Source organism: Erwinia piriflorinigrans CFBP 5888 (genome assembly GCF_001050515.1).
In the GTDB taxonomy this organism is placed as follows: Bacteria; Pseudomonadota; Gammaproteobacteria; order Enterobacterales; family Enterobacteriaceae; genus Erwinia; species Erwinia piriflorinigrans.
Window position 1 is genome coordinate 109,379 of sequence record NZ_CAHS01000011.1, and the last position, 18,092, is coordinate 127,470.

The 18,092-nt window shown below is 42.4% G+C and carries 21 protein-coding genes; 13 read left to right on the forward strand and 8 right to left on the reverse strand.

Going from position 1 to position 18,092, the window contains the following annotated elements; all coding sequences use genetic code 11:
* Positions 1-204: 204 nt before the first annotated feature.
* The 8 genes from EPIR_RS19010 to EPIR_RS04110 form a co-directional block, all read right to left on the reverse strand.
* A complete protein-coding gene (locus EPIR_RS19010) occupies positions 205-363 on the reverse strand; it encodes a transglycosylase SLT domain-containing protein (protein WP_240987342.1) in 159 nt (52 codons plus the stop codon).
* A 186-nt stretch (positions 364-549) separates the two neighbouring features.
* Positions 550-924, reverse strand: coding sequence for a hypothetical protein (locus EPIR_RS04080; protein WP_023654038.1), 375 nt, complete (start codon positions 922-924; stop codon positions 550-552).
* 22 nt (positions 925-946) lie between these two features.
* Positions 947-1,597 carry a hypothetical protein gene (locus EPIR_RS04085; protein ID WP_023654039.1) on the reverse strand — a complete coding sequence of 217 codons (651 nt, stop codon included), beginning with the start codon at positions 1,595-1,597 and terminating at the stop codon, positions 947-949.
* Positions 1,578-2,132 (reverse strand): type III secretion system protein, encoded by a 555-nt coding sequence (locus tag EPIR_RS04090; RefSeq protein WP_023654040.1) that lies wholly within the window; start codon positions 2,130-2,132, stop codon positions 1,578-1,580. Before EPIR_RS04090 ends, EPIR_RS04085 begins: the two co-directional genes overlap by 20 nt.
* The gene (gene sctJ, locus EPIR_RS04095) at positions 2,122-2,889 is read right to left on the reverse strand and encodes a type III secretion system inner membrane ring lipoprotein SctJ (protein ID WP_023654041.1); all 768 of its coding nucleotides are present in this window, start codon (positions 2,887-2,889) and stop codon (positions 2,122-2,124) included. Before sctJ ends, EPIR_RS04090 begins: the two co-directional genes overlap by 11 nt.
* Complete coding sequence (gene sctI / locus EPIR_RS04100) at positions 2,889-3,212, reverse strand: type III secretion system inner rod subunit SctI (RefSeq protein WP_023654042.1); 324 nt, start codon at positions 3,210-3,212, stop codon at positions 2,889-2,891. Before sctI ends, sctJ begins: the two co-directional genes overlap by 1 nt.
* Positions 3,213-3,262: 50 nt before the next feature.
* Positions 3,263-3,532: a type III secretion system needle filament subunit SctF gene (sctF, locus tag EPIR_RS04105; protein ID WP_023654043.1), complete on the reverse strand. Its 270-nt coding sequence runs from the start codon at positions 3,530-3,532 to the stop codon at positions 3,263-3,265.
* A 2-nt stretch (positions 3,533-3,534) separates the two neighbouring features.
* A complete protein-coding gene (locus tag EPIR_RS04110; protein WP_023654044.1) occupies positions 3,535-4,800 on the reverse strand; it encodes a PrgH/EprH family type III secretion apparatus protein in 1,266 nt (421 codons plus the stop codon).
* A 452-nt stretch (positions 4,801-5,252) separates the two neighbouring features.
* Here EPIR_RS04110 and EPIR_RS04115 point away from each other — a divergent pair, with 452 nt between their 5' ends.
* From EPIR_RS04115 to EPIR_RS04175, 13 genes are read left to right on the forward strand one after another with little or no spacing between them, the layout of a single operon-like run.
* Positions 5,253-6,131, forward strand: coding sequence for a helix-turn-helix domain-containing protein (locus tag EPIR_RS04115; protein ID WP_023654045.1), 879 nt, complete (start codon positions 5,253-5,255; stop codon positions 6,129-6,131).
* Entirely contained in the window at positions 6,103-7,866 is a 1,764-nt protein-coding gene (gene sctC, locus EPIR_RS04120; protein WP_023654046.1) for a type III secretion system outer membrane ring subunit SctC, read from the forward strand. Before EPIR_RS04115 ends, sctC begins: the two co-directional genes overlap by 29 nt.
* A gap of 14 nt (positions 7,867-7,880) precedes the next feature.
* Positions 7,881-8,996, forward strand: coding sequence for a type III secretion system gatekeeper subunit SctW (gene sctW / locus EPIR_RS04125; protein WP_023654047.1), 1,116 nt, complete (start codon positions 7,881-7,883; stop codon positions 8,994-8,996).
* Between the two features lie 47 nt (positions 8,997-9,043).
* Complete coding sequence (locus EPIR_RS04130) at positions 9,044-11,119, forward strand: EscV/YscV/HrcV family type III secretion system export apparatus protein (protein ID WP_048696923.1); 2,076 nt, start codon at positions 9,044-9,046, stop codon at positions 11,117-11,119.
* The gene (locus EPIR_RS04135; protein WP_048696907.1) at positions 11,109-11,516 is read left to right on the forward strand and encodes an InvB/SpaK family type III secretion system chaperone; all 408 of its coding nucleotides are present in this window, start codon (positions 11,109-11,111) and stop codon (positions 11,514-11,516) included. The genes EPIR_RS04130 and EPIR_RS04135 overlap by 11 nt, the downstream gene beginning before the upstream one ends.
* A 16-nt stretch (positions 11,517-11,532) precedes the next feature.
* Positions 11,533-12,828 (forward strand): type III secretion system ATPase SctN, encoded by a 1,296-nt coding sequence (sctN, locus tag EPIR_RS04140; RefSeq protein WP_023654050.1) that lies wholly within the window; start codon positions 11,533-11,535, stop codon positions 12,826-12,828.
* Entirely contained in the window at positions 12,812-13,273 is a 462-nt protein-coding gene (locus EPIR_RS04145; RefSeq protein WP_048696910.1) for a hypothetical protein, read from the forward strand. Before sctN ends, EPIR_RS04145 begins: the two co-directional genes overlap by 17 nt.
* Complete coding sequence (locus EPIR_RS04150; RefSeq protein WP_023654052.1) at positions 13,254-14,237, forward strand: SpaN/EivJ family type III secretion system needle length determinant; 984 nt, start codon at positions 13,254-13,256, stop codon at positions 14,235-14,237. The genes EPIR_RS04145 and EPIR_RS04150 overlap by 20 nt, the downstream gene beginning before the upstream one ends.
* On the forward strand, positions 14,234-15,160 hold the full coding sequence (locus tag EPIR_RS04155; protein WP_023654053.1) for a FliM/FliN family flagellar motor switch protein: 927 nt from the start codon (positions 14,234-14,236) through the stop codon (positions 15,158-15,160). The genes EPIR_RS04150 and EPIR_RS04155 overlap by 4 nt, the downstream gene beginning before the upstream one ends.
* Positions 15,147-15,818, forward strand: a complete 672-nt coding sequence (locus tag EPIR_RS04160; protein WP_023654054.1) for an EscR/YscR/HrcR family type III secretion system export apparatus protein — start codon at positions 15,147-15,149, stop codon at positions 15,816-15,818. The genes EPIR_RS04155 and EPIR_RS04160 overlap by 14 nt, the downstream gene beginning before the upstream one ends.
* The gene (gene sctS / locus EPIR_RS04165; protein ID WP_023654055.1) at positions 15,815-16,069 is read left to right on the forward strand and encodes a type III secretion system export apparatus subunit SctS; all 255 of its coding nucleotides are present in this window, start codon (positions 15,815-15,817) and stop codon (positions 16,067-16,069) included. Before EPIR_RS04160 ends, sctS begins: the two co-directional genes overlap by 4 nt.
* A gap of 12 nt (positions 16,070-16,081) precedes the next feature.
* Complete coding sequence (sctT, locus tag EPIR_RS04170) at positions 16,082-16,846, forward strand: type III secretion system export apparatus subunit SctT (RefSeq protein WP_023654056.1); 765 nt, start codon at positions 16,082-16,084, stop codon at positions 16,844-16,846.
* Between the two features lie 12 nt (positions 16,847-16,858).
* Entirely contained in the window at positions 16,859-17,923 is a 1,065-nt protein-coding gene (locus EPIR_RS04175) for an EscU/YscU/HrcU family type III secretion system export apparatus switch protein (RefSeq protein ID WP_023654057.1), read from the forward strand.
* Positions 17,924-18,092 lie beyond the last annotated feature (169 nt).

Sequence of the window (18,092 nt, forward strand, 5' to 3'; positions counted from 1 at the left end):
GGGGGGGCTGTGACGACGGTTGCTGTAGAATGTCGGTTCTGTACGAAGCCGGAGTCCGTTAAAAAAATGGAATATACCGATCCAGAACTGGCGACTGGCCATGAGTCGCTTTATTATCGAGTTCGGTGACCGCCTGAGCGATCACCTTTAATTCTGTGTAACTATAACGTGAGTACCCATACTCCGGAAAAAACATGTACACAACTATTTACACGCAGTGTTTGCTCCGTGACCCCCATCTTTTTTTAGAGACTTGAAATGGATACTATTGATTTGCATCATTCCAACCTCAACCGTGGTATTTTTTCTGTTAATGACGTTCTTTTGATTCGTCGACTCTTGCCAGATGATGGTTTTAATCAATCAATAGTTTATTTAAAGCATGTTGCCGCTTCGCTAATACAGCCAGTCTGTTGAGTTAAATCTAACGGGGAAAGCCGGATTGCTAATGTGAAAATAAAAGTAATTATAATTTTAGTACACGTGGAAAAGATTTCCGGTTTATATCCGGATCAGAAGCTAAATGGAAGAGTGAAATACGGGGGGAGTTCAAAGAAAACTATTGTCATCGTCCTTGTCATCAGGGGATGAAATCCACTTCATCATCATGCTGTTGACCATCATGTTCACCCCTAACATCTGAGAGGTATTTTTGTCGAGCGTATCTTTAGTATAATCCCGAAAATTCGGGTCGCCTCGCAGCGTGGTATCAGTGTAAAGCAGGGCCTTATTTAGTTGTTGTAATGAATAAGCATTATCAGGATCGAGGGACTTGAGCTTAGTGATAAGATCATTGAGTGTTCCTTCCGGTCTATTCTCACGAATAAACTGTAGAACGCGATTGTCGAAATTTAATTCACTCGTCTCATCAAGGTTTTTTAGTTTATGTTCGTAAGCCGTCATATGTGTATTAACTTTGCTCATTTACTGCTCCTTAGATCAATATTTATTTTATACGTGGGTCTTTTTTTCTTAACTCCGTCAGCTGTACGGCAATATCATCCAGTAAATCTGGTATTAGATCCCCAATTTCATGGTTAAGTGTAACCATTTCTGCCTCGGCTTCAGACAGCCATTGTCGACACAGAGAATCACTGGGAAAGCGTATCGAGTCTACACCATTCTGTACGGTTATATGGTTTTCTTCACAGAACAGATAATGAGAAATATCAGTATTCTCTTGCAGATGAACTGATTCAGGTATGATGATCTTTAATGGTTTCTGGTGACCACATTTCTCCTGTAGATGATGAATTATTCGCTCAACAATAACCGTGTCGTGTAGCGACGACTTGAGCGCATTGTACAAATTTTCATTAAGTGATTGCATCCGGGATTCTTGGATCTTCTCATAGTTATCGAGCATCGTCACCAATTGAGAAAAGAAAAGTTTGAATCCTGTGGCGAAGCCCTCTTTTTTGCAGTGCTCTATGAGTTCAGCAGTATGTAACTCATATTCGGCATAAATTTCGCTACAACGATTGAATGTTTTCTCAAGGGCAATTGCCATACTACGGTGGCGATTGCGCTCCCTGGATTTTATCAAGATATGTTTATGAGAATCTTTGGGTAATTCATCACTGATAATTTTTCGCATAAGTGGCTGCTATTCTGAGTAAATTAATATGATTAGGTGCAACTGCAGCATTGATTTTGGGCAAATTAATATCGGAAGGAAGGCTTAACAGAATACGCTGTTTAATCGCTGGGGGGAGAACCGATGCCAAACTGAGTATGAAGGCGGCTCCCCAGGCAAGTGTATCAACTCCTTGCTCCGCATTATCGAGGGCAACATGGTGAATAAGTGGAAGAGAGATAAATGCGAGAAGCTGCGGATCGGCCATTAGTGTCGCTCCGTGGTCTGGTAACCTGTTACGTAATAAGTAACCACCAAGCAGATGAGCCACGCGAGGCAACTGATACCAATGTGCGACTACCAGCGAAGATATGATGTCAGATGGCTCCCAGTTTTTATCCACATTTTCAAGTTGAAAATGTGTCAGTATCCAGTAATTTACCAGCACATCATTAAACATGTCACCCGACGCTATGCCGTCGGGTAAATGACTGTGGTCGGTATAGCATGAGGGGGCATACAGGATCCTCATGACCCGCTCGGCGTCATGCTTCATTTATCACTTCTTCTTTTTGGCAGGGAGTCGAGTTATGTTTAACAGGACGACGACTGGCCTGGTAAAATAAATATCCTCCTGTCGCTATTGCACAGAAAGTCATCACCGTCAGCAGAATTAGCCATTTATCGACACTACTGACCGGGGCCTTTACCGGTGATGAGTACTGAATCATCGGGGCCGGGAATAGCACAACAGATATATTTTCATAAAATACATCATCTAAACTGTTTTTTATGAGTGATTTAATTTGGGGTATAAACATAGCTTCATCGATTTCTCCTTTATATGAAATCAGCACAGCAACATGACCGCTGTGCTTTTTTACGCTGATGTCACTGTTGTAAGACGGATAGCTTAAATGCACACGAGCATTCACCACCTGAGCAATGATCCTCAGTGATTGTTCCAGCCTTTGCTCCTGTAATGAAAGTACCCTGGCCTGTTCTGCATTCGGTGAAGCAACCAAAGAACTACTGGGGAATGCTTGACCGATTTGAACATCCGCCGCCCACGGCAGCTGATACTGATTGATAACGGAAAGTGCAGCCGTATTTTCGGACTGCCCGACGGTTACCGCATAGCCTGCTTTCAAGTTGCCACTTTTATGTGCGGAAATATTATGCTGCTGCAATATGGCTACGACATGATTAGCTTGCTCTTGAGAAAGGTTTTCAAGCAGCTTTTCGTTATTACAGCCAGAGATCAGGCTTACTGTCAGTAAAATGATAATGACCCGGAAATGATATTTTCTCATTATTGAGACTTTACCAACGTTTCGATTGTACTGACTCCTTTTCGTGCCAGCGTACTGATAAGGGATACATAATTAGTATATTCACCAATATAATATTGTAACATTAACAGCTTATTAGGATCGCTGGTAAATTCAGGCGACTGGTGCAATGTATTGATCACATTCTTAAACTCCAGATTGGTTTCACTAATTTCATTGAACTTGCTGGATACAAGGTTATTAAAGTTTTGATCTTGCAGAGTAACCGAAAAAGTGTCATCAGGTACAGTGTTGTCCGATGATAATTTTATTAATTTTGGTAAAGCTTCTATAGCCTGGCTCATGGATAAATAATCTCTGGATGAGAAAGGGTACGGAATTCCGTACCCTGAAATTAGCGGAAGTTTTGGATAATAGCAGCGCCAATATCCTTGTAGGCTTTTACCGTGCTGGTTTGAGCGTTTCGGAACAGCGTGTACTCTTGTAATTTTGCCTGATACCTCGCCAATACTGCTGGGTTTGAAGGATCTTTTTCAAGAGCCTCTTCAGCCTTATTGAGTTCTGTCATCATATCTTTAGCGCCAGCTTCAAACCCCTCGGAAACCTCATCTAAGAAGTAACCATTACCTTTTGCAGCAGGACTTTCAGTTTCAAAAAAAGCCATAATCAAAAATTCCCATGATTGAGTGGAAAATACCAGTGGCGTGGGTTCATAAAGAGGTAGCCGTTAGAAGAGTCCAGATAAGACTTATCTTTTAACCAATTTTCATCAAGATTGATTGAAAAACTAATTATACTGTTACCCCATTTATGATTGAATTCGTTAATCAGATGTTTCAGACTGCTAAGTGTGCTATCGCTGAGTGCATCACGGACAATTAGACCGTAGCCGGTAGCGGTGGTGGTCTGTCGATAAGGGATATGCAGTCGCTCAAGTCCCTGGCGTGCATCCTGAAGTAATTGTTTCTTAGTCCTGGTTTTCACACCGACGTCAAGTGCAAAGGGGATATACTGCAATACTGCATTTTTCAAACTTGCTTCTTCGAGTTTGCTTAGCTGGCGATATACGCTAAGCAATGGATTTTGCGGTTTGCTGTAGTCAATCTGAATGACCGGATGACCTGAATGCTGCAACCGGGCCACAACAGTCAACCTCTGTTCTTTAAGCCAAACAGGGATGACGTCAGGCTTTGTCTTCAGCTTGAAGAGGGCTTCTTTAGCCCACTCCATCTCCTGAAAATTATGTGCCAGGACATAAATATCCTGTTTATCCCGAGCTTTAACAATATAGAGAGGAGAGGGTGCCCCGGCGAGTGATTCGCTCAGAGTGAGTACGCGTTGCTGTGACTCAAATTTGCTAAACCAAATCAACGATGCTGATGCCAGCAGAGTAGCCATTAAAAAAATTGCCGAAATTATGGTGCGAATTTTCCTTTTTTTAAGCAAAACAGCCGACTTTCTTTCATTCAGCACAATATTTGAAGCCGTGGGTTGATTGAAATTTTTAATCTCATCTGACCATATCTCGTCACTACGCTTCAGGGCGAAGCGGATGGGCCCAATCGTAACTACTTGATTTTCTGCTATCATCGAGTCATAACTTCCTGATGCATCGCTCACTTCAATATGAAAACGACGCGATTCGTCGCTATCAGAAGTTCCCGAGAGGTATAAGGTGATGTTGGGAGATGCAGAATCGCTTGGAATATAAAGTGTGTTAATCGAGTAGTGGGCTGCATGATGGTGGGAGGATTCTAGGGGGATGGTTTTATCCTGGAGCGAGAGTGCCGGATTGATTAAAAGGAAATAGTCGTCAGCAGTCAGATGTAGTTCGCAGCCATACATGGGGCCAAACAGTATTTTCAGTGAGTAATTAGGCTGTATTTTATCTGGCATAAAAGTATCCGGCATTTCTTCAGGCATGGTATTCATAAAAGTGGCCACCGGCATATATAAGCAGGATATTTGGTTTAACCAAGATACGACTGCGATTTATCATGTCAGGCATCGGTATCTATTAATAATGCATAAAATATATTAAGGTATTCTGGTTAAATAAACGTATATCCGCACCTCTTTACGAACGCATACCTATTTACATTTAAGTTAATACTTCTTCATTTTAACTTTGATCCAAAGTCAGGTTCCCTCTCTCTTAGGAAATTATATATTATTAAAGTTCCGTAAGAACCAAAAATATATTATATATTTGTTATATTTTTATTGGTTGAATATTTTCTTGACCTTGTGTTTTTTTCTGAGAGAATGCATCTATGTTTTTATTAAAAGATGCTTTTCCCAGATATATTTGCTGTTCTAATATAAAAGCTTATGCGTTTCTGACCTGATTTATCTTTACTCACAGGCGTTGGTGTGAATTTATCATGAATTTGACATTAGAAAATATGATAGAGCACTACAAAGCAAGCCTGAATGTCAATGTTGATAAGCTTATCAGGAAAAATATAATTGTTGCTAATAATACTCTTGAGGTAAGCAACAGCCTGATATTTGCAAATCCTGTCGAAAAGGATGCGGTGCTGGAACTTCAGGTAAATGACACTAATATTTGTGGTCTGCCTGTATTAAAGCAATCTGCGCTGATCGCATCAATAAAAGAGACCAAGTTAGATGTTGATGGGGGATGGAGTATTGAGGTGTTACCTATCCCAAAGGTGGCTATTCTTTTGTCCTTTATAGATTATCATTTTAAAAGTATTGCTAATTTAATAAAGAAAAGGAGTGTGAAAGAGTATGGTCCAGCTGTATTTGAAAACAGCATCCTGCATATATCGCTGACTGAAGGTGGTCATGATGGGTTCATGAGAATTCTTACCGATGCAGTATTAAATAGGCAAGAAAATAATTTGGTGCGTATCGCTCCATTTATACGTAATCTTGAAAGCTATTGGCTAGCGTACTTTTTATTATCTCAAGCAATGGGTAAAGGGCAAAAAAACAATAACCTTAACATTTATAACGCGTGTAAGACATATGGCGTGTCTGAATCTCAGTTCAGGAATCTTTGCCATGATGTTTTTTCTCGCGGCCCTAAAAAACAACTTTGTCTGTGGCGCGCTGCGCGCAGTGCTTTACAGTTAATAGATAATAATAAGTCGGTTGCTGTTATCGCCCATATGAACGGCTATGCCTCTTCATCTCATTTTGCAAGTGAACTCAAATCACTTTTTGGTATAACCCCACGGGAATTTAAAAAAATTGAAAGTTTTCTTAATGAAGATACAGGCCGTAAGAAAAATTAGTTTTAGTCTTGTTGCTCTGTCAGGGGTGTTTTTTTATAACAGCAGTTTGGCTGGAATGCTTAGCGACAATGCTGTGCGGAGTGATACCCACCTGAATGCTGATAAACCTGATAATACCTACGTCGCAAGCAACAACAGTGTGCAGCAACTCTTCTACGTTCTCGGGGGGGTAATGAATAAGCCTGTTGTCGTTAGCGGGGAAGCAGCGAAAAAGCGAGTTTCAGGTAACTTCGATCTCAGTAAGCCAGGAGAACTGTTGTCAACGTTAGCCTCGCGCACAGGGCTGATCTGGTATGATGACGGTAGCTCAATTTATGTTTATGACGCCAGCGAAATAAAAAGTAGCATGGTCAGATTATCCTATGCTCCTTTTGACCGCCTGCTGGCATATTTAAAGTCTTCAGGGCTTTATGATCCGCGTTTCCCGCTGCGCTCTGATGGCCATGCTGGCTCCTTTTATGTTTCCGGCCCGCCGGTATATGTAGAATTGATTAGCGCTGCGGCGAAGTATATCGATGCAACATATGCCAAACCGGGGGTCGGAGAAAGCACCATTCGCGTGATAAAATTACACAACAGTTTTGTCAACGATCGTACTTTTTCACAGCGTGATACTCCGGTCACCGTGCCCGGCGTAGCCACGGTGCTTAATCAGTTGTTAAACAGTAATCAGGACGATCGTGGCAGGCGTACAACAGCTGCACATATCAGCGTTGATAATGATAGACAACACGCACTTGCAGCAGCATCAGCTCATCCGGGGGGAAGTTTTCGCTCTTTACCCGGTTTCGCCGAAATCCCTCTGGCGACGACGCCCGATCGTGATGTTAATTTCGCCACTTCAGGGCAAGACACTGTCAATATCGTCGCCTATTCAGACACCAATAGTTTGCTGGTTCAGGGCTCGGCTCGACAGGTCAGTTTTGTTGAAGACCTGGTCAGTGCCATTGATATTCCTAAGCAGCAGATCCAACTTTCTTTATGGATAATTGATGTTTCTAAAAATGATATTAATGAGCTTGGTGTGCGCTGGCAGGGGAGTGCAAAAATTGGTAACGGCGGTATAACGTTTAATACCAGCTCGCTTACCCAGGAAAATAGCATTCATTTCTTGGCGGATGTTTCTGCACTTGCTCAGAAGGGAAGCGCCCAAGTGGTTTCTCGACCAGAGATCCTTACCCAGGAAAATGTACCAGCCCTGTTTGATAACAACAGTAGTTTTTATGCAAAGATGATTGGAGAACGTACCAGTTCATTGGAAAAAATCACTTACGGTACCATGATAAGCGTACTGCCACGCCTCGACCAATATCAGCGTGAAATTGAGATGATTTTGAATATTCAGGATGGAGGATTACCTCTTGATTTAAACGGTTCTACAGAGAACATTGATAACCTACCGATGATAAATAACACGCAAATCAGTACTGAAGCACGAGTTCCGGTTGGCTATAGTTTATTAGTTGGCGGTTATAGCCGCAATCAGGATGAGCAACACAATATAGGCATTCCTCTTTTACGCGATATTCCCTATTTGGGGAAATTGTTTGACTACAGTTATATCAGCGATAAAAAAATGGTTCGGCTATTTCTTATTCAGCCGCGACTCATGGTAAATGGAGAAACCTGGACAGGGGACAACATTGATAACCCCGTTCTGGGGCGTCGTGTAGAGGGGGATGCGGTCACATTGAAATCGACCGTGCACATGTTGCGTAAAACCATGAAGCAATAAGAACTTAGATTACAATGGCTCTACGTCCCCTGGGTTTAATGGATTTTAATCACTTTGAACGTGCAAGGCTGGATAGCCGCGTCCCTCATAGTGATGGCGATGTCGCGGAAAATATTCAATATATTGATTTACACGAAGAGCTGGGTAATGCGGCAGACGAAATGGCCGATATTCTCAGTGTCTTTGGGCGATTTAGCCGAACCGGTCGTAAGAATAACAGTACAGAGGATGATTTTGCTTCATCTATTCTGGAAGAAAAATTAGATGAGAAATTAGATTCGCTGATAAAGCAGGTGACAAAGCTACGTGATATCTCAAGTCTACTTAACTTTGCTCGTAGTCTTTTTCCTAATGATAGTGATTTAATGCTTGCGCTAAGAGAATTACTTTTTAATCGTCAGCTTTCTGAGTTGCAAAAAAATAAACTTCGGGAATCAATTACCGAATTGGAAAAATTTGCCGACCTCCAAAAGTTGAATTCGGGGATTAATATCGGGCGTCTTGCAAAGCGTTTTAGCAATGGTAAGGGCACTAAGAAACTTTCAGCGAGGAGTTTGCGCAGCAGCTATTTACGCTTTCTTGAACAAGAGGTTTCTGCGGGATTTATTTATCAGGACTGGATTGATGAGTATGGCTGTGAAAACCGTAAACGGTTGCTATCATTCACCATGTCAGCATTGGTTGCGGATATGAAGGCAAATGAGCCGGGCATACAAGTCGCCGAATTCGGGCCTCTGAGTAGCAAGTTATTAGATGCGCGTGTGCTGAATACTCTTGACCGATCGCTGTTGGACAGTTTTGCCGATTTTACATTCAGGGAGCAGATGAAAAATCAGCAACGGGCACTTGATGAAGAACACATCGTTAAGCTTTATATGACCGCCTTGACAGATTTCGAAAACTTAAAATCAGCTTTAAAGGCATTCAGCGATGATTTTATGTCAAATCTTCTCATAAGACAGCGCGCAGCGGTGCTTCAGATGTTAAAGAATATGTTTAATATGACACCTGACTATTTATATGCCGATGCGGGTTATAGAAACATTGTGCTGGACTTCATGTCTTCAACGATGCTTTTAATATCTGACAAAGAGAAAAAAACGGGCGTCTGGAAAGAATATTATATATAGAGGCAGATGATGCCATTAGAGTTCATTCGTTTAATGTGTAAATGATAATGCTAACTAACTTTATTTCGCAAATTAGAACCAAGCCTGAATTTATTATTCTGGTGATGATGATCATGATAGTCGTCATGTTAATTATCCCACTGCCAACCTATGTGGTTGATTTTCTCATCGGGCTTAATTTGACCATAGCGCTAATCATTTTCCTTGGCTCATTTTATATCAATCGAGTTCTCGATTACTCGACGTTTCCGTCAATTCTTTTGATTAGTACAATTTTCAGGCTGGCCATTTCTATCAGCACCAGCAGGCTGGTACTCACTGATGCAGATGCTGGAGAAATCATTACCAGCTTTGGTGAGTTCGTTATTGCAGATAATCTGGTTGTGGGATTTGTTATTTTCTTTATCGTTACAGTTGTTCAGTTTATCGTGATTACTAAAGGGTCAGAGCGTATTGCTGAAGTTGCCGCACGCTTCTCTCTGGATGCCATGCCCGGTAAGCAGATGAGTATTGATGCTGATCTCAAAGCCGGCGTGATTAATGAAAAAGAAGTTAAGCGGCGCCGCAGCGATCTGGAGGCTGAAAGTCAGCTGTACGGCGCGCTGGATGGTGCGATGAAGTTCATCAAAGGTGATGCCATCGCTGGGATCATTATCATTTTTGTTAATCTTATAGGTGGGATCTTAGTAGGCGTTTTTCAGCAAGGTATGGATGTCACTCGTGCCATGGAGGTCTTCACGCTGTTAACTATTGGCGATGCTCTTGTCGCCCAGATACCGGCGTTACTGATCTCAATCAGCGGCGGCCTTATCGTTACCCGCGTGAATAACAGTGATAACAATAATTTGGGTTCGAAAATTTTGCAGGATATGCTATCTAACAAGTCTATTTTACCGATCGCCGCTATCCTTGCTATTGGACTTGGACTTCTGCCCGGTTTTCCTTTACTCGTTTTTATCATGCTGGCAATACCTCTTATTATGGTGTTCGTAAAACATAAACTTGATGACAAGAAAAAAATGCTCAAATTGGCAGATAAGAACCTTGAGGAAGAAGAACTTCCCGTCTTAAAGAGCAAGCCTGTCATTATTGATGGTGAGTATATTCCGGAAACAATCCCACTTATTATTACCGCCTGGAAAGGATATGAATCCTACTTTCAGCAGCACAACTTTACATCGTTACTGAAGCGTAATTTCTTTATTGAATATGGCGTTCGTCTACCGGACTTTTTAATCAACTATGAACAGGATGCTCAACGTGGCGTGCTGGCGGTTGCCATTAATGAAATTCAGGTCGCATCTTACGATGTTTTTCCGGGTATGTGTAAGGTATTAATGCGAGGTGAAGAACTGCAAATTATTGATGCCAGCGTTCAGACTATTGAAACCCCACAGGGTCACGTTTATTGGCTTCCAGAGGAGCGAAATGAAAAGGCACATAAGCTCGGTTTTTTTACAAGAAACGCAATAGATGAGTTCTACGCGTGCATCTCTACCCTGCTTGTTCACAATATTTCTGAATTTTTTGGTATACAGGAAGCTAAGACGCTGCTTGATGACCTTGAGAAGAAATATCCAGATTTGCTCAAGGAGTGCTACAGGAATAACACCGTGCAACGTATTACGGAAGTTTTTCAAAGACTTCTACAAGAGCGTATTTCGATCAGGAATATGCGGCTTGTTCTGGAGGGGTTGGTGCAATGGGCTCCAAAAGAAAAAGATCCCATCATGCTCGTCGAACACATTCGAGGCATATTGTCACGGTATATATCTAGCCGCTTTTCAACTCATGGCCGTATAAGGGCTTTGGTTATGTCACATGATATGGAAGATATATTTCGTGGTGCGCTAAGACAAACCTCATCAGGTACTTTTATAAATTTACCACCACCGAAAATTGAAAGTATAAATCATTGCCTTGAGGAACTTCTTCAACGAAATGGTGTTAATGCGCGTGATATCGTCTTGATGGTATCAATGGATATAAGACGATTCGTAAAGAAAATCACAGAGGGAAACAATCCGGAAATGGAAGTTCTTTCTTACGGTGAGATTTTTTCTGGGGTAGATGTGGACGTGATCGGTTCTCTGGAAAATAATGAGATGCAACATGAAATATGACTTGGTCGAGTTAGTGTCAAATATGCTTGAAGATGCGGGGATTTCAGGGGTTATGGAGCAGGGTTTGAGTAACCACTCAACGATTACTCTGAATATGAAAGATGAGATCCCCTCTATTTACATAAAAAATGAAAACGACGAAGTATGGGTGTGGGCGAAAATTTGTGAATACAATCTTTCAGCATTAAGTTACTGCAGCATTAACCTGTTTCCCGTGATGCTAAATTATAATGAAGATGTCTTCTATACTGGTCAGCCTTGCTTATATCCGGTTGATGGTGATCTTGAGTTGCGAGCGCAAATAAGAGAAAAACACCTGGAGTCAGCAGATACCTTTCTAATGGTGCTGGATCATTTCCTGACTCTCCTTCAAGAATATCGCGCGGTTCTCGCCTGATTAAGGAGCTTATTCAATGGTCGCGCAATGTTTTGTTCACCTCGCCCATCCATTACGCATTCAGGGCAATGTTGTTGAGGCGCACTTGCCGGGGACGCGCATCGGGGAGATTTGTGAAATTGAGAAATCTCTCCTGGATCCTGAAGTGGTGGGTTTAGCACAGGTGATTGGATTTAACAAAGAGCATACGCTATTAAGTTTACTCAATGATAATAAGGGATTTTCTCGCGATAACGTGCTGATACCGACCGGTAAACCGTTTCGTGTTGTTGTGGGTGAAAAGACGCTCGGGGCTATTCTTGATGGCACAGGTGCCATTAAAGGCCGATTGGACGACACGCCTGTTGCTGAAACGACCATCGGAGAACAACTTGAAACCGCAGGTACTCCGCGTGACTTCACCCAGCGCAAACCCATCGCCATAACATTAGCCACAGGGATTAAGGCCATTGATGGACTCTTAACCTGTGGACAAGGGCAGCGTATGGGGATATTTGCAACAGCTGGCTGCGGCAAAACATCCCTGATGAGCATGATTATTGAGCACTCAGAGGCTGATATTTACGTCATAGGCCTGATAGGGGAGCGCGGGCGTGAAGTAACGGAGTTTGTAGAGAAACTAAGGCACTCTTCACGGCGCTCACAGATCGTGTTGGTCTACGCAACCTCGGACAGATCGTGCGTTGAGCGGTGTAATGCCGCCCAGGTGGCGTCTACTGTTGCTGAATATTTCTGTGGGCAAGGTAAGAATGTCATGCTTTTTATCGACTCTGTTACCCGTTATGCCCGTGCATTGCGTGATGTTGCATTAAGCATGGGCGAACTTCCTGCCCGACGCGGATATCCCGCTTCGGTTTTTGAAGCTTTACCAAAGCTGCTGGAGCGACCGGGACGTTTTCTGACGGGATCGATCAGTGCATTTTATACTGTGCTGATTGAAAACGAAGAAGAGCCGGACGTTATCGGTGACGAGGTTCGTTCCATTTTAGATGGCCATATCTATCTGAGCAAAAAACTGGCTGCTAAGGGGCATTATCCGGCGATTGATGTGCTGCAAAGTATGAGTCGTGTTTTTCATCAGTTCACAAACCCGCATCACCAGCAACTGGCTACACATTTTCGTGAATGTCTGATTCGACAAAGCGAGATGCAACTTTTTATCGATCTGGGTGAATACCAGCATGGTGAAAATCAGGATAACGATGCTGCGTTTGATAAGAGAAATGCTATGGAGAACTTTCTGAAACAGAAAATGAATGAAAAAATTGATATGCCGACTTGCCTGGAAAATTTGAGTGAATGCCTGGCGTAAGGGGCATGAGTTTGTACGCATGCTTGAGCGCAGTCAGGAAATGCTCCAGGGAAATATTGCCCGAACAGAGAGTCAGCTAACTCAAGTCAAAGCGCAAATTTTACAGCTTCAACAGGAAAATGCCTCTATCAATCAACAGATAAAATTATTGACTCCCTCTGGAGTACTTGGAAGAGATGATATCTATAAGGGGATAAGAAAGCAGGGGGCTTTATTAACCCATTTGCAAATTGTGATTCAAAAAATTACCCAGTTTGAAGAAGAGAGGTTCACCTATGAGCAGGAACTTAACACCTTACGTACTACAAAAAAAAATCTGGATAAGAGGCACTGCAAACTGACATTTTATTTACAGCAGTTGCGTCGTGACCGCTTACTTCGCAGAGAAAACAATGCCGAAAATGAAATTCAGGAGATAGTTAGCTATGGTAAAAGAAATTTCTGAATATTTGGTGAGTCCCATAGCAGATATCGATATATCAGCATTGGAAGACAGGTTGTTCGATCGTATTTCAGAAAGGAAAGAAGAATGTTATCGATCTGAAATTGAGGGCTGCGAGGTAGCCTTACCTTATATTTCATATCCATCGAGTGCCCGTTCTCTTTGTGGTGGAGGAACCGCTCCAACCGATAAGGAGCATAAAGAAACGTCTGCCTTAAAAAAACTTCAACTGAGCAATGAAGTTTTTCAAGCGGCATTTAACGACCAACAGCGTAGAAAATCTATTTTAACCCTTACCAGCACCGGTTTGTCCTCTCATCACGAGCTGAAACAACCCTCCAATGCTGAAATAAAAAAAGATGGGGGGCCGGTTGATATGAATGCATTGAAATTGATTGGGATTAATCAGGCTGCGCTCGAAAAACGTCGCGGTGAGCTTGATATCAATATATTCAGCCAGACTAACGTGCTTGTGTCAGATATTGAATCCACTAAGACCGTTATTTCGTCACTTGAGCAGGAGCTCAAACAGCCAGATAAATCCTCTTCACATGCAGCAGAGGTCAGACATATTGACCTGATACCTGTGGATATCGCGACATCACTGCGCGGTGAGCCATCTTCGCGTGAAGAAAATGCGCAAGTACTTCGCGATGCATTGCAAAAGCACCTGCCAGAAAAAGCCCCATCGGATTCTGGTGTTAAGGTCGATACGGCAAGCAGGTCAATGGATCTTAAATACCCGTTTAAAAGCTGGTCAGGTGAACATTCGGTAAAAGTTTCTGTTCCTGCTGAAGCCCGGCGCGATGGCACTCTCATCTTGCATCCCTCCGATTCGCGAGCAGCCGACGCACTTTCCAGGCAGGCCGCAGATCTGGTGGGATATACGCCAGATATTGTTCAACCCTGGCATAGCAGGGAGGAGCCAGAGCAACATACTGGTAGCCATGAAGAGGAACAAGAGTGAGTTTACGTAGCCACCTGCGTTTAAAAGGTCATGGTGATACTAATCTGGACTTCATGCTTAGCCGGCATCCGGGAAGTGAGATGACGTCTGTATTACCCAATGCACGCTACCTGCAAGTGCTATTCACTTGTGATCACGGAACTGAAGCTAATGCCTTTTTGAATATCGATACTTGGCTAGAGGAAATTGATGCCCATCTGCCGGGTATTCCGTGGCAGCAGGTGCCATTGAGCTATCTGATGCGCTGGTTGGAGGGGATGCAGCTGCGCTTTCTGGTTGAGGGAGTTATTTGGCAAAGTCAGCGGGTTATTTTGCCTGTCGGGGTTCTGCCAGAGAAATTGCTGTCTCTCTCTTCCGAGCCCTGTCCGCTGCTATGTCTAGACTGGCCTGAAGGCCCTTCAACCCATCTTCAGTCGGTGATTAGACCATCCCAGATTCCATTTACCTTGCATTACGTGCTCGGGCAAAGTCAGCTACCGCTATCCTCACTTATCGATATTGCTGTGGGAGATCTTTTACGTATCAGTGATTTTTCCCCGTGTTTAACCGTTGGGCATCAAAAAATATTTAGGCTAAGTTACCATGAAAAAAGTGAGTTTATAGTGGGAAATCAGTTGGTAATAAATAATGAAATATATCGCCAGGAGGAGGAAGTGGTGCTTGACTGGACTAAGCTGCCTGTCGATATAGAGTTTGTGCTGGATAAAACGACCGTTAGTTTGGCCCAGTTGCAAGACATCAGACCTGGGTTTGCTTTACCCATTAAACCAGGAGCAGAAAAAAAGATTCAGATTTACCTGAATCGAAAACGATTCGCATGTGGTGAGTTGGTCGCAATGGAGGACGGTTCATTGGCTGTAGATATTAATCAGGTCACTCCTGGTTCAGTGGATGAAACGGGCCATTCCGATGTTGAGCAATGATATTTCTTTAATTGCAGTACTTTCCCTCTTTACACTGTTGCCTTTTCTTATTGCCAGTGGAACCTGTTTTATAAAATTTTCCATCGTGATGGTGATGGTACGTAATGCGTTGGGGATACAACAGGTTCCTTCAACGTTAACTCTGAACGGAATTGCACTCATCTTAACCGCATTTGTGATGATGCCAATATGTCAGAAAATCTCAAGCTATATTGAAACTAACCATATTGATCTTAACAGTAGTTCATCTGTTACCCAGTTGATGGATCAAGGGTTAGGAAGCTACCGGGATTATCTTGTGCGTTATTCCGATCATGAATTGATCCGTTTTTTTAACAAAGTACAACAACAGCAGGTAGGAGAGACCGCGCCAGATGTTCAGGATCACGAATTAAGCTCTCTCTCACTTATTACGTTAATGCCTGCCTATGCACTCAGCGAAATACAAAGCGCTTTTGAAATTGCTTTTTACCTATACGTACCATTTGTGGTCATTGATATGGTGGTATCCAGCATATTGTTGGCGTTAGGAATGATGATGATGAGCCCGGTAACAATATCAATCCCGATTAAACTAATCCTATTTGTGGCTATGAATGGCTGGAGCTTACTGATTAAAGGAATGATCGCACAATATGCCGATCTGATGACGTCATGAATAATGTTTTATTTATTGGTAATTCTGCGCTAATTATTGTGCTTAAATTGACAGCAGTCCCTATTGCACTTGCAACAATCGTGGGTATTGTTGTGGGTCTTTTCCAGACAATAATGCAAATTCAGGAACAAACGCTTCCATTTGGTTTAAAAATGCTGGCAGTATTTGCCAGTATATTTATGTTGATTGAGTGGTTTTCTGCAGAAATGATGAGTTTCGCGGTCCAGGCTTTCTATATGGCCTTTCGTTGATTCGGTAAATTTATGCTGTCTGTTGCACTTTACTTAAACTTCCAGCACGGCGTGCTGATCTTTGCGATGGCTTATGCAAGATTGGCCATTGTTTTTTATTTATTGCCGGTGCTGGGAGAGCGTGTTCTGTCTAATTTAATCATTAAGAACACGATTATCGGACTGATCATTATCGGTTTGTGGCCCAGCTTTGCACAAGTCCTGAATCCAGAACAGGGGTGGATTATCTTGTTAGTAAAGGAGAGCGTCATAGGATTAATGCTGGCTATAACCTTATGTGTTCCTTTCTGGATGGTCATTGACCTTGGTGAACTTCTGGATAATCAGCGAGGTGCAACCATCAGTGATAGTATTGATCCCGTCAATGGGGTACAAAGCTCTACATTATCGGGTTTTCTAAACTTTGCTTTTGGCGCCATTTTTTTTGCCAGTGGCGGCATGCATTTACTGATGGAAGTACTGGTTCAGAGCTATCAGGTTTTTCCTAGAGGCAGCAGTTTAGTTGATTTTCATTGGGCAGAAGTAGGGAATTTATTGATGGTGCTCGCGAAGGGCAGCATTATGCTCGCAGCGCCGACTTTGATCGTCATGATGGTGGCCGAAATATTACTCGGTGTTTTCGCCCGTTTCTGTCCTCAGTTGAACCCTTTTTCTCTCTCGTTAACCATTAAAAGTTTTATCGCTTTCACCGTATTCCTTTTTTACGGATTTCAGGCTGTTTCGCAAAAGCCTTTGCAGCTTTTCTCTATTTTATCCTTTCAGGATTTTTTTTTCTGATAGGGAGGAAATATGTCAGAAAAAACAGAAAAACCGACCCACAAGCGTCTTAAAGATTCGGCTAAAAAAGGTCAGACATTTAAAAGTAAGGATCTCATTACTGCTGTGACACTGTTAAGTGGGGTTTATTACCTGACGAATGCCGTGAACTTCCACGTTTTCACCTCGTTTTATTCTTTGGTTTTGCGTGAAGGGAATAAAATGAGCTTGAATGATTTTCTGATCGAGTTAATGCGGGTGTTCTCGATTTTATTGCTGCCATTTATTGCTTTTTGCATTATTGTTGGTGCTGCGATGACGTTAATCCAGACTCGTTTTACCCTCGCCACAGAAGCTATAAAGCCTAATTTTAACGCGCTGAATCCTGTTCAGGGCATCAAAAAAATATTCAGCATGCGTACCATAAAAGAATTTGTTAAATCACTCCTTTACCTGGTCGTTTTTGGTTTTACCAGTTATAGCTTGGTTCATAACGATCTGAATCGGGCTATTTCTATATATTATGCTGGCATCGATGAGCTAATTTTTGTATGGGCTGCGCTTTCGTTTAAAGCGGTGATGCTTTTTATCGCCTGGTCTTTTTTTGTTCTTATCTTAGATTTTGCGGTCGAATATTTTTTACATTCTAAAGATATGAAAATGGACAAGCATGAGGTGAAGCAAGACCATAAAGAGAGTGATGGGGATCCTGAAATAAAAATGGCCAGGCGCTGGGCATATAAAGAAATCCTCTCGGGAGAGGAAATGGCCGCAATCAGAAATTCTGAAGTTGTTATGGCAAACCCGACGCATATCGCCATTGCTATCTACTTCAATCCAGATGTTGCTTCATTACCTTTTATTGCGTTGCGATCTACCCATATAAAGGCAAAGGCGGCGATTGCTTATGCAGAAAAAATAGGTATTCCCGTTGTGCGTTATATTCCGTTAACCCGTCGACTTTACCACTCCTATAGCCAGTACAGCTTCATCTCACTGCATGATGATACGCTGATGGAAGTCATGGATATCCTTATTTGGCTGCGTCAGGTTGAAGCGGCCGACGAGGGATTGGATGACAGATCGGAGTTCCGTTAGGAAGATAACGTAGACTGGAGCGGCGATAAGCTGCAAGAAAAGTCGTTCTGAACTGTAATTTACGGTTTTATTGTCTTTAGTACCTTTCCTGAACAGTATGATGTGCTCGTCTTATCTACGTCCGTAAATAAGTCGATACGACATTAATACGTTTTTTGTTAATGATGTG

What these genes read in the sequence shown, in the direction of transcription:
- EPIR_RS04080 (WP_023654038.1), bottom strand. Translation starts at nt 924, where the DNA reads ATGAGCAAAGTTAATACACATATGACGGCTTACGAACATAAACTAAAA.
- EPIR_RS04085 (WP_023654039.1), bottom strand. Translation starts at nt 1,597, where the DNA reads ATGCGAAAAATTATCAGTGATGAATTACCCAAAGATTCTCATAAACAT.
- EPIR_RS04090 (WP_023654040.1), bottom strand. Translation starts at nt 2,132, where the DNA reads ATGAAGCATGACGCCGAGCGGGTCATGAGGATCCTGTATGCCCCCTCA.
- sctJ (WP_023654041.1), bottom strand. Translation starts at nt 2,889, where the DNA reads ATGAGAAAATATCATTTCCGGGTCATTATCATTTTACTGACAGTAAGC.
- sctI (WP_023654042.1), bottom strand. Translation starts at nt 3,212, where the DNA reads ATGAGCCAGGCTATAGAAGCTTTACCAAAATTAATAAAATTATCATCG.
- sctF (WP_023654043.1), bottom strand. Translation starts at nt 3,532, where the DNA reads ATGGCTTTTTTTGAAACTGAAAGTCCTGCTGCAAAAGGTAATGGTTAC.
- EPIR_RS04110 (WP_023654044.1), bottom strand. Translation starts at nt 4,800, where the DNA reads ATGAATACCATGCCTGAAGAAATGCCGGATACTTTTATGCCAGATAAA.
- EPIR_RS04115 (WP_023654045.1), top strand. Translation starts at nt 5,253, where the DNA reads ATGAATTTGACATTAGAAAATATGATAGAGCACTACAAAGCAAGCCTG.
- sctC (WP_023654046.1), top strand. Translation starts at nt 6,103, where the DNA reads ATGAAGATACAGGCCGTAAGAAAAATTAGTTTTAGTCTTGTTGCTCTG.
- sctW (WP_023654047.1), top strand. Translation starts at nt 7,881, where the DNA reads ATGGCTCTACGTCCCCTGGGTTTAATGGATTTTAATCACTTTGAACGT.
- EPIR_RS04130 (WP_048696923.1), top strand. Translation starts at nt 9,044, where the DNA reads ATGCTAACTAACTTTATTTCGCAAATTAGAACCAAGCCTGAATTTATT.
- EPIR_RS04135 (WP_048696907.1), top strand. Translation starts at nt 11,109, where the DNA reads ATGAAATATGACTTGGTCGAGTTAGTGTCAAATATGCTTGAAGATGCG.
- sctN (WP_023654050.1), top strand. Translation starts at nt 11,533, where the DNA reads ATGGTCGCGCAATGTTTTGTTCACCTCGCCCATCCATTACGCATTCAG.
- EPIR_RS04150 (WP_023654052.1), top strand. Translation starts at nt 13,254, where the DNA reads ATGGTAAAAGAAATTTCTGAATATTTGGTGAGTCCCATAGCAGATATC.
- EPIR_RS04160 (WP_023654054.1), top strand. Translation starts at nt 15,147, where the DNA reads ATGTTGAGCAATGATATTTCTTTAATTGCAGTACTTTCCCTCTTTACA.
- sctS (WP_023654055.1), top strand. Translation starts at nt 15,815, where the DNA reads ATGAATAATGTTTTATTTATTGGTAATTCTGCGCTAATTATTGTGCTT.
- sctT (WP_023654056.1), top strand. Translation starts at nt 16,082, where the DNA reads ATGCTGTCTGTTGCACTTTACTTAAACTTCCAGCACGGCGTGCTGATC.
- EPIR_RS04175 (WP_023654057.1), top strand. Translation starts at nt 16,859, where the DNA reads ATGTCAGAAAAAACAGAAAAACCGACCCACAAGCGTCTTAAAGATTCG.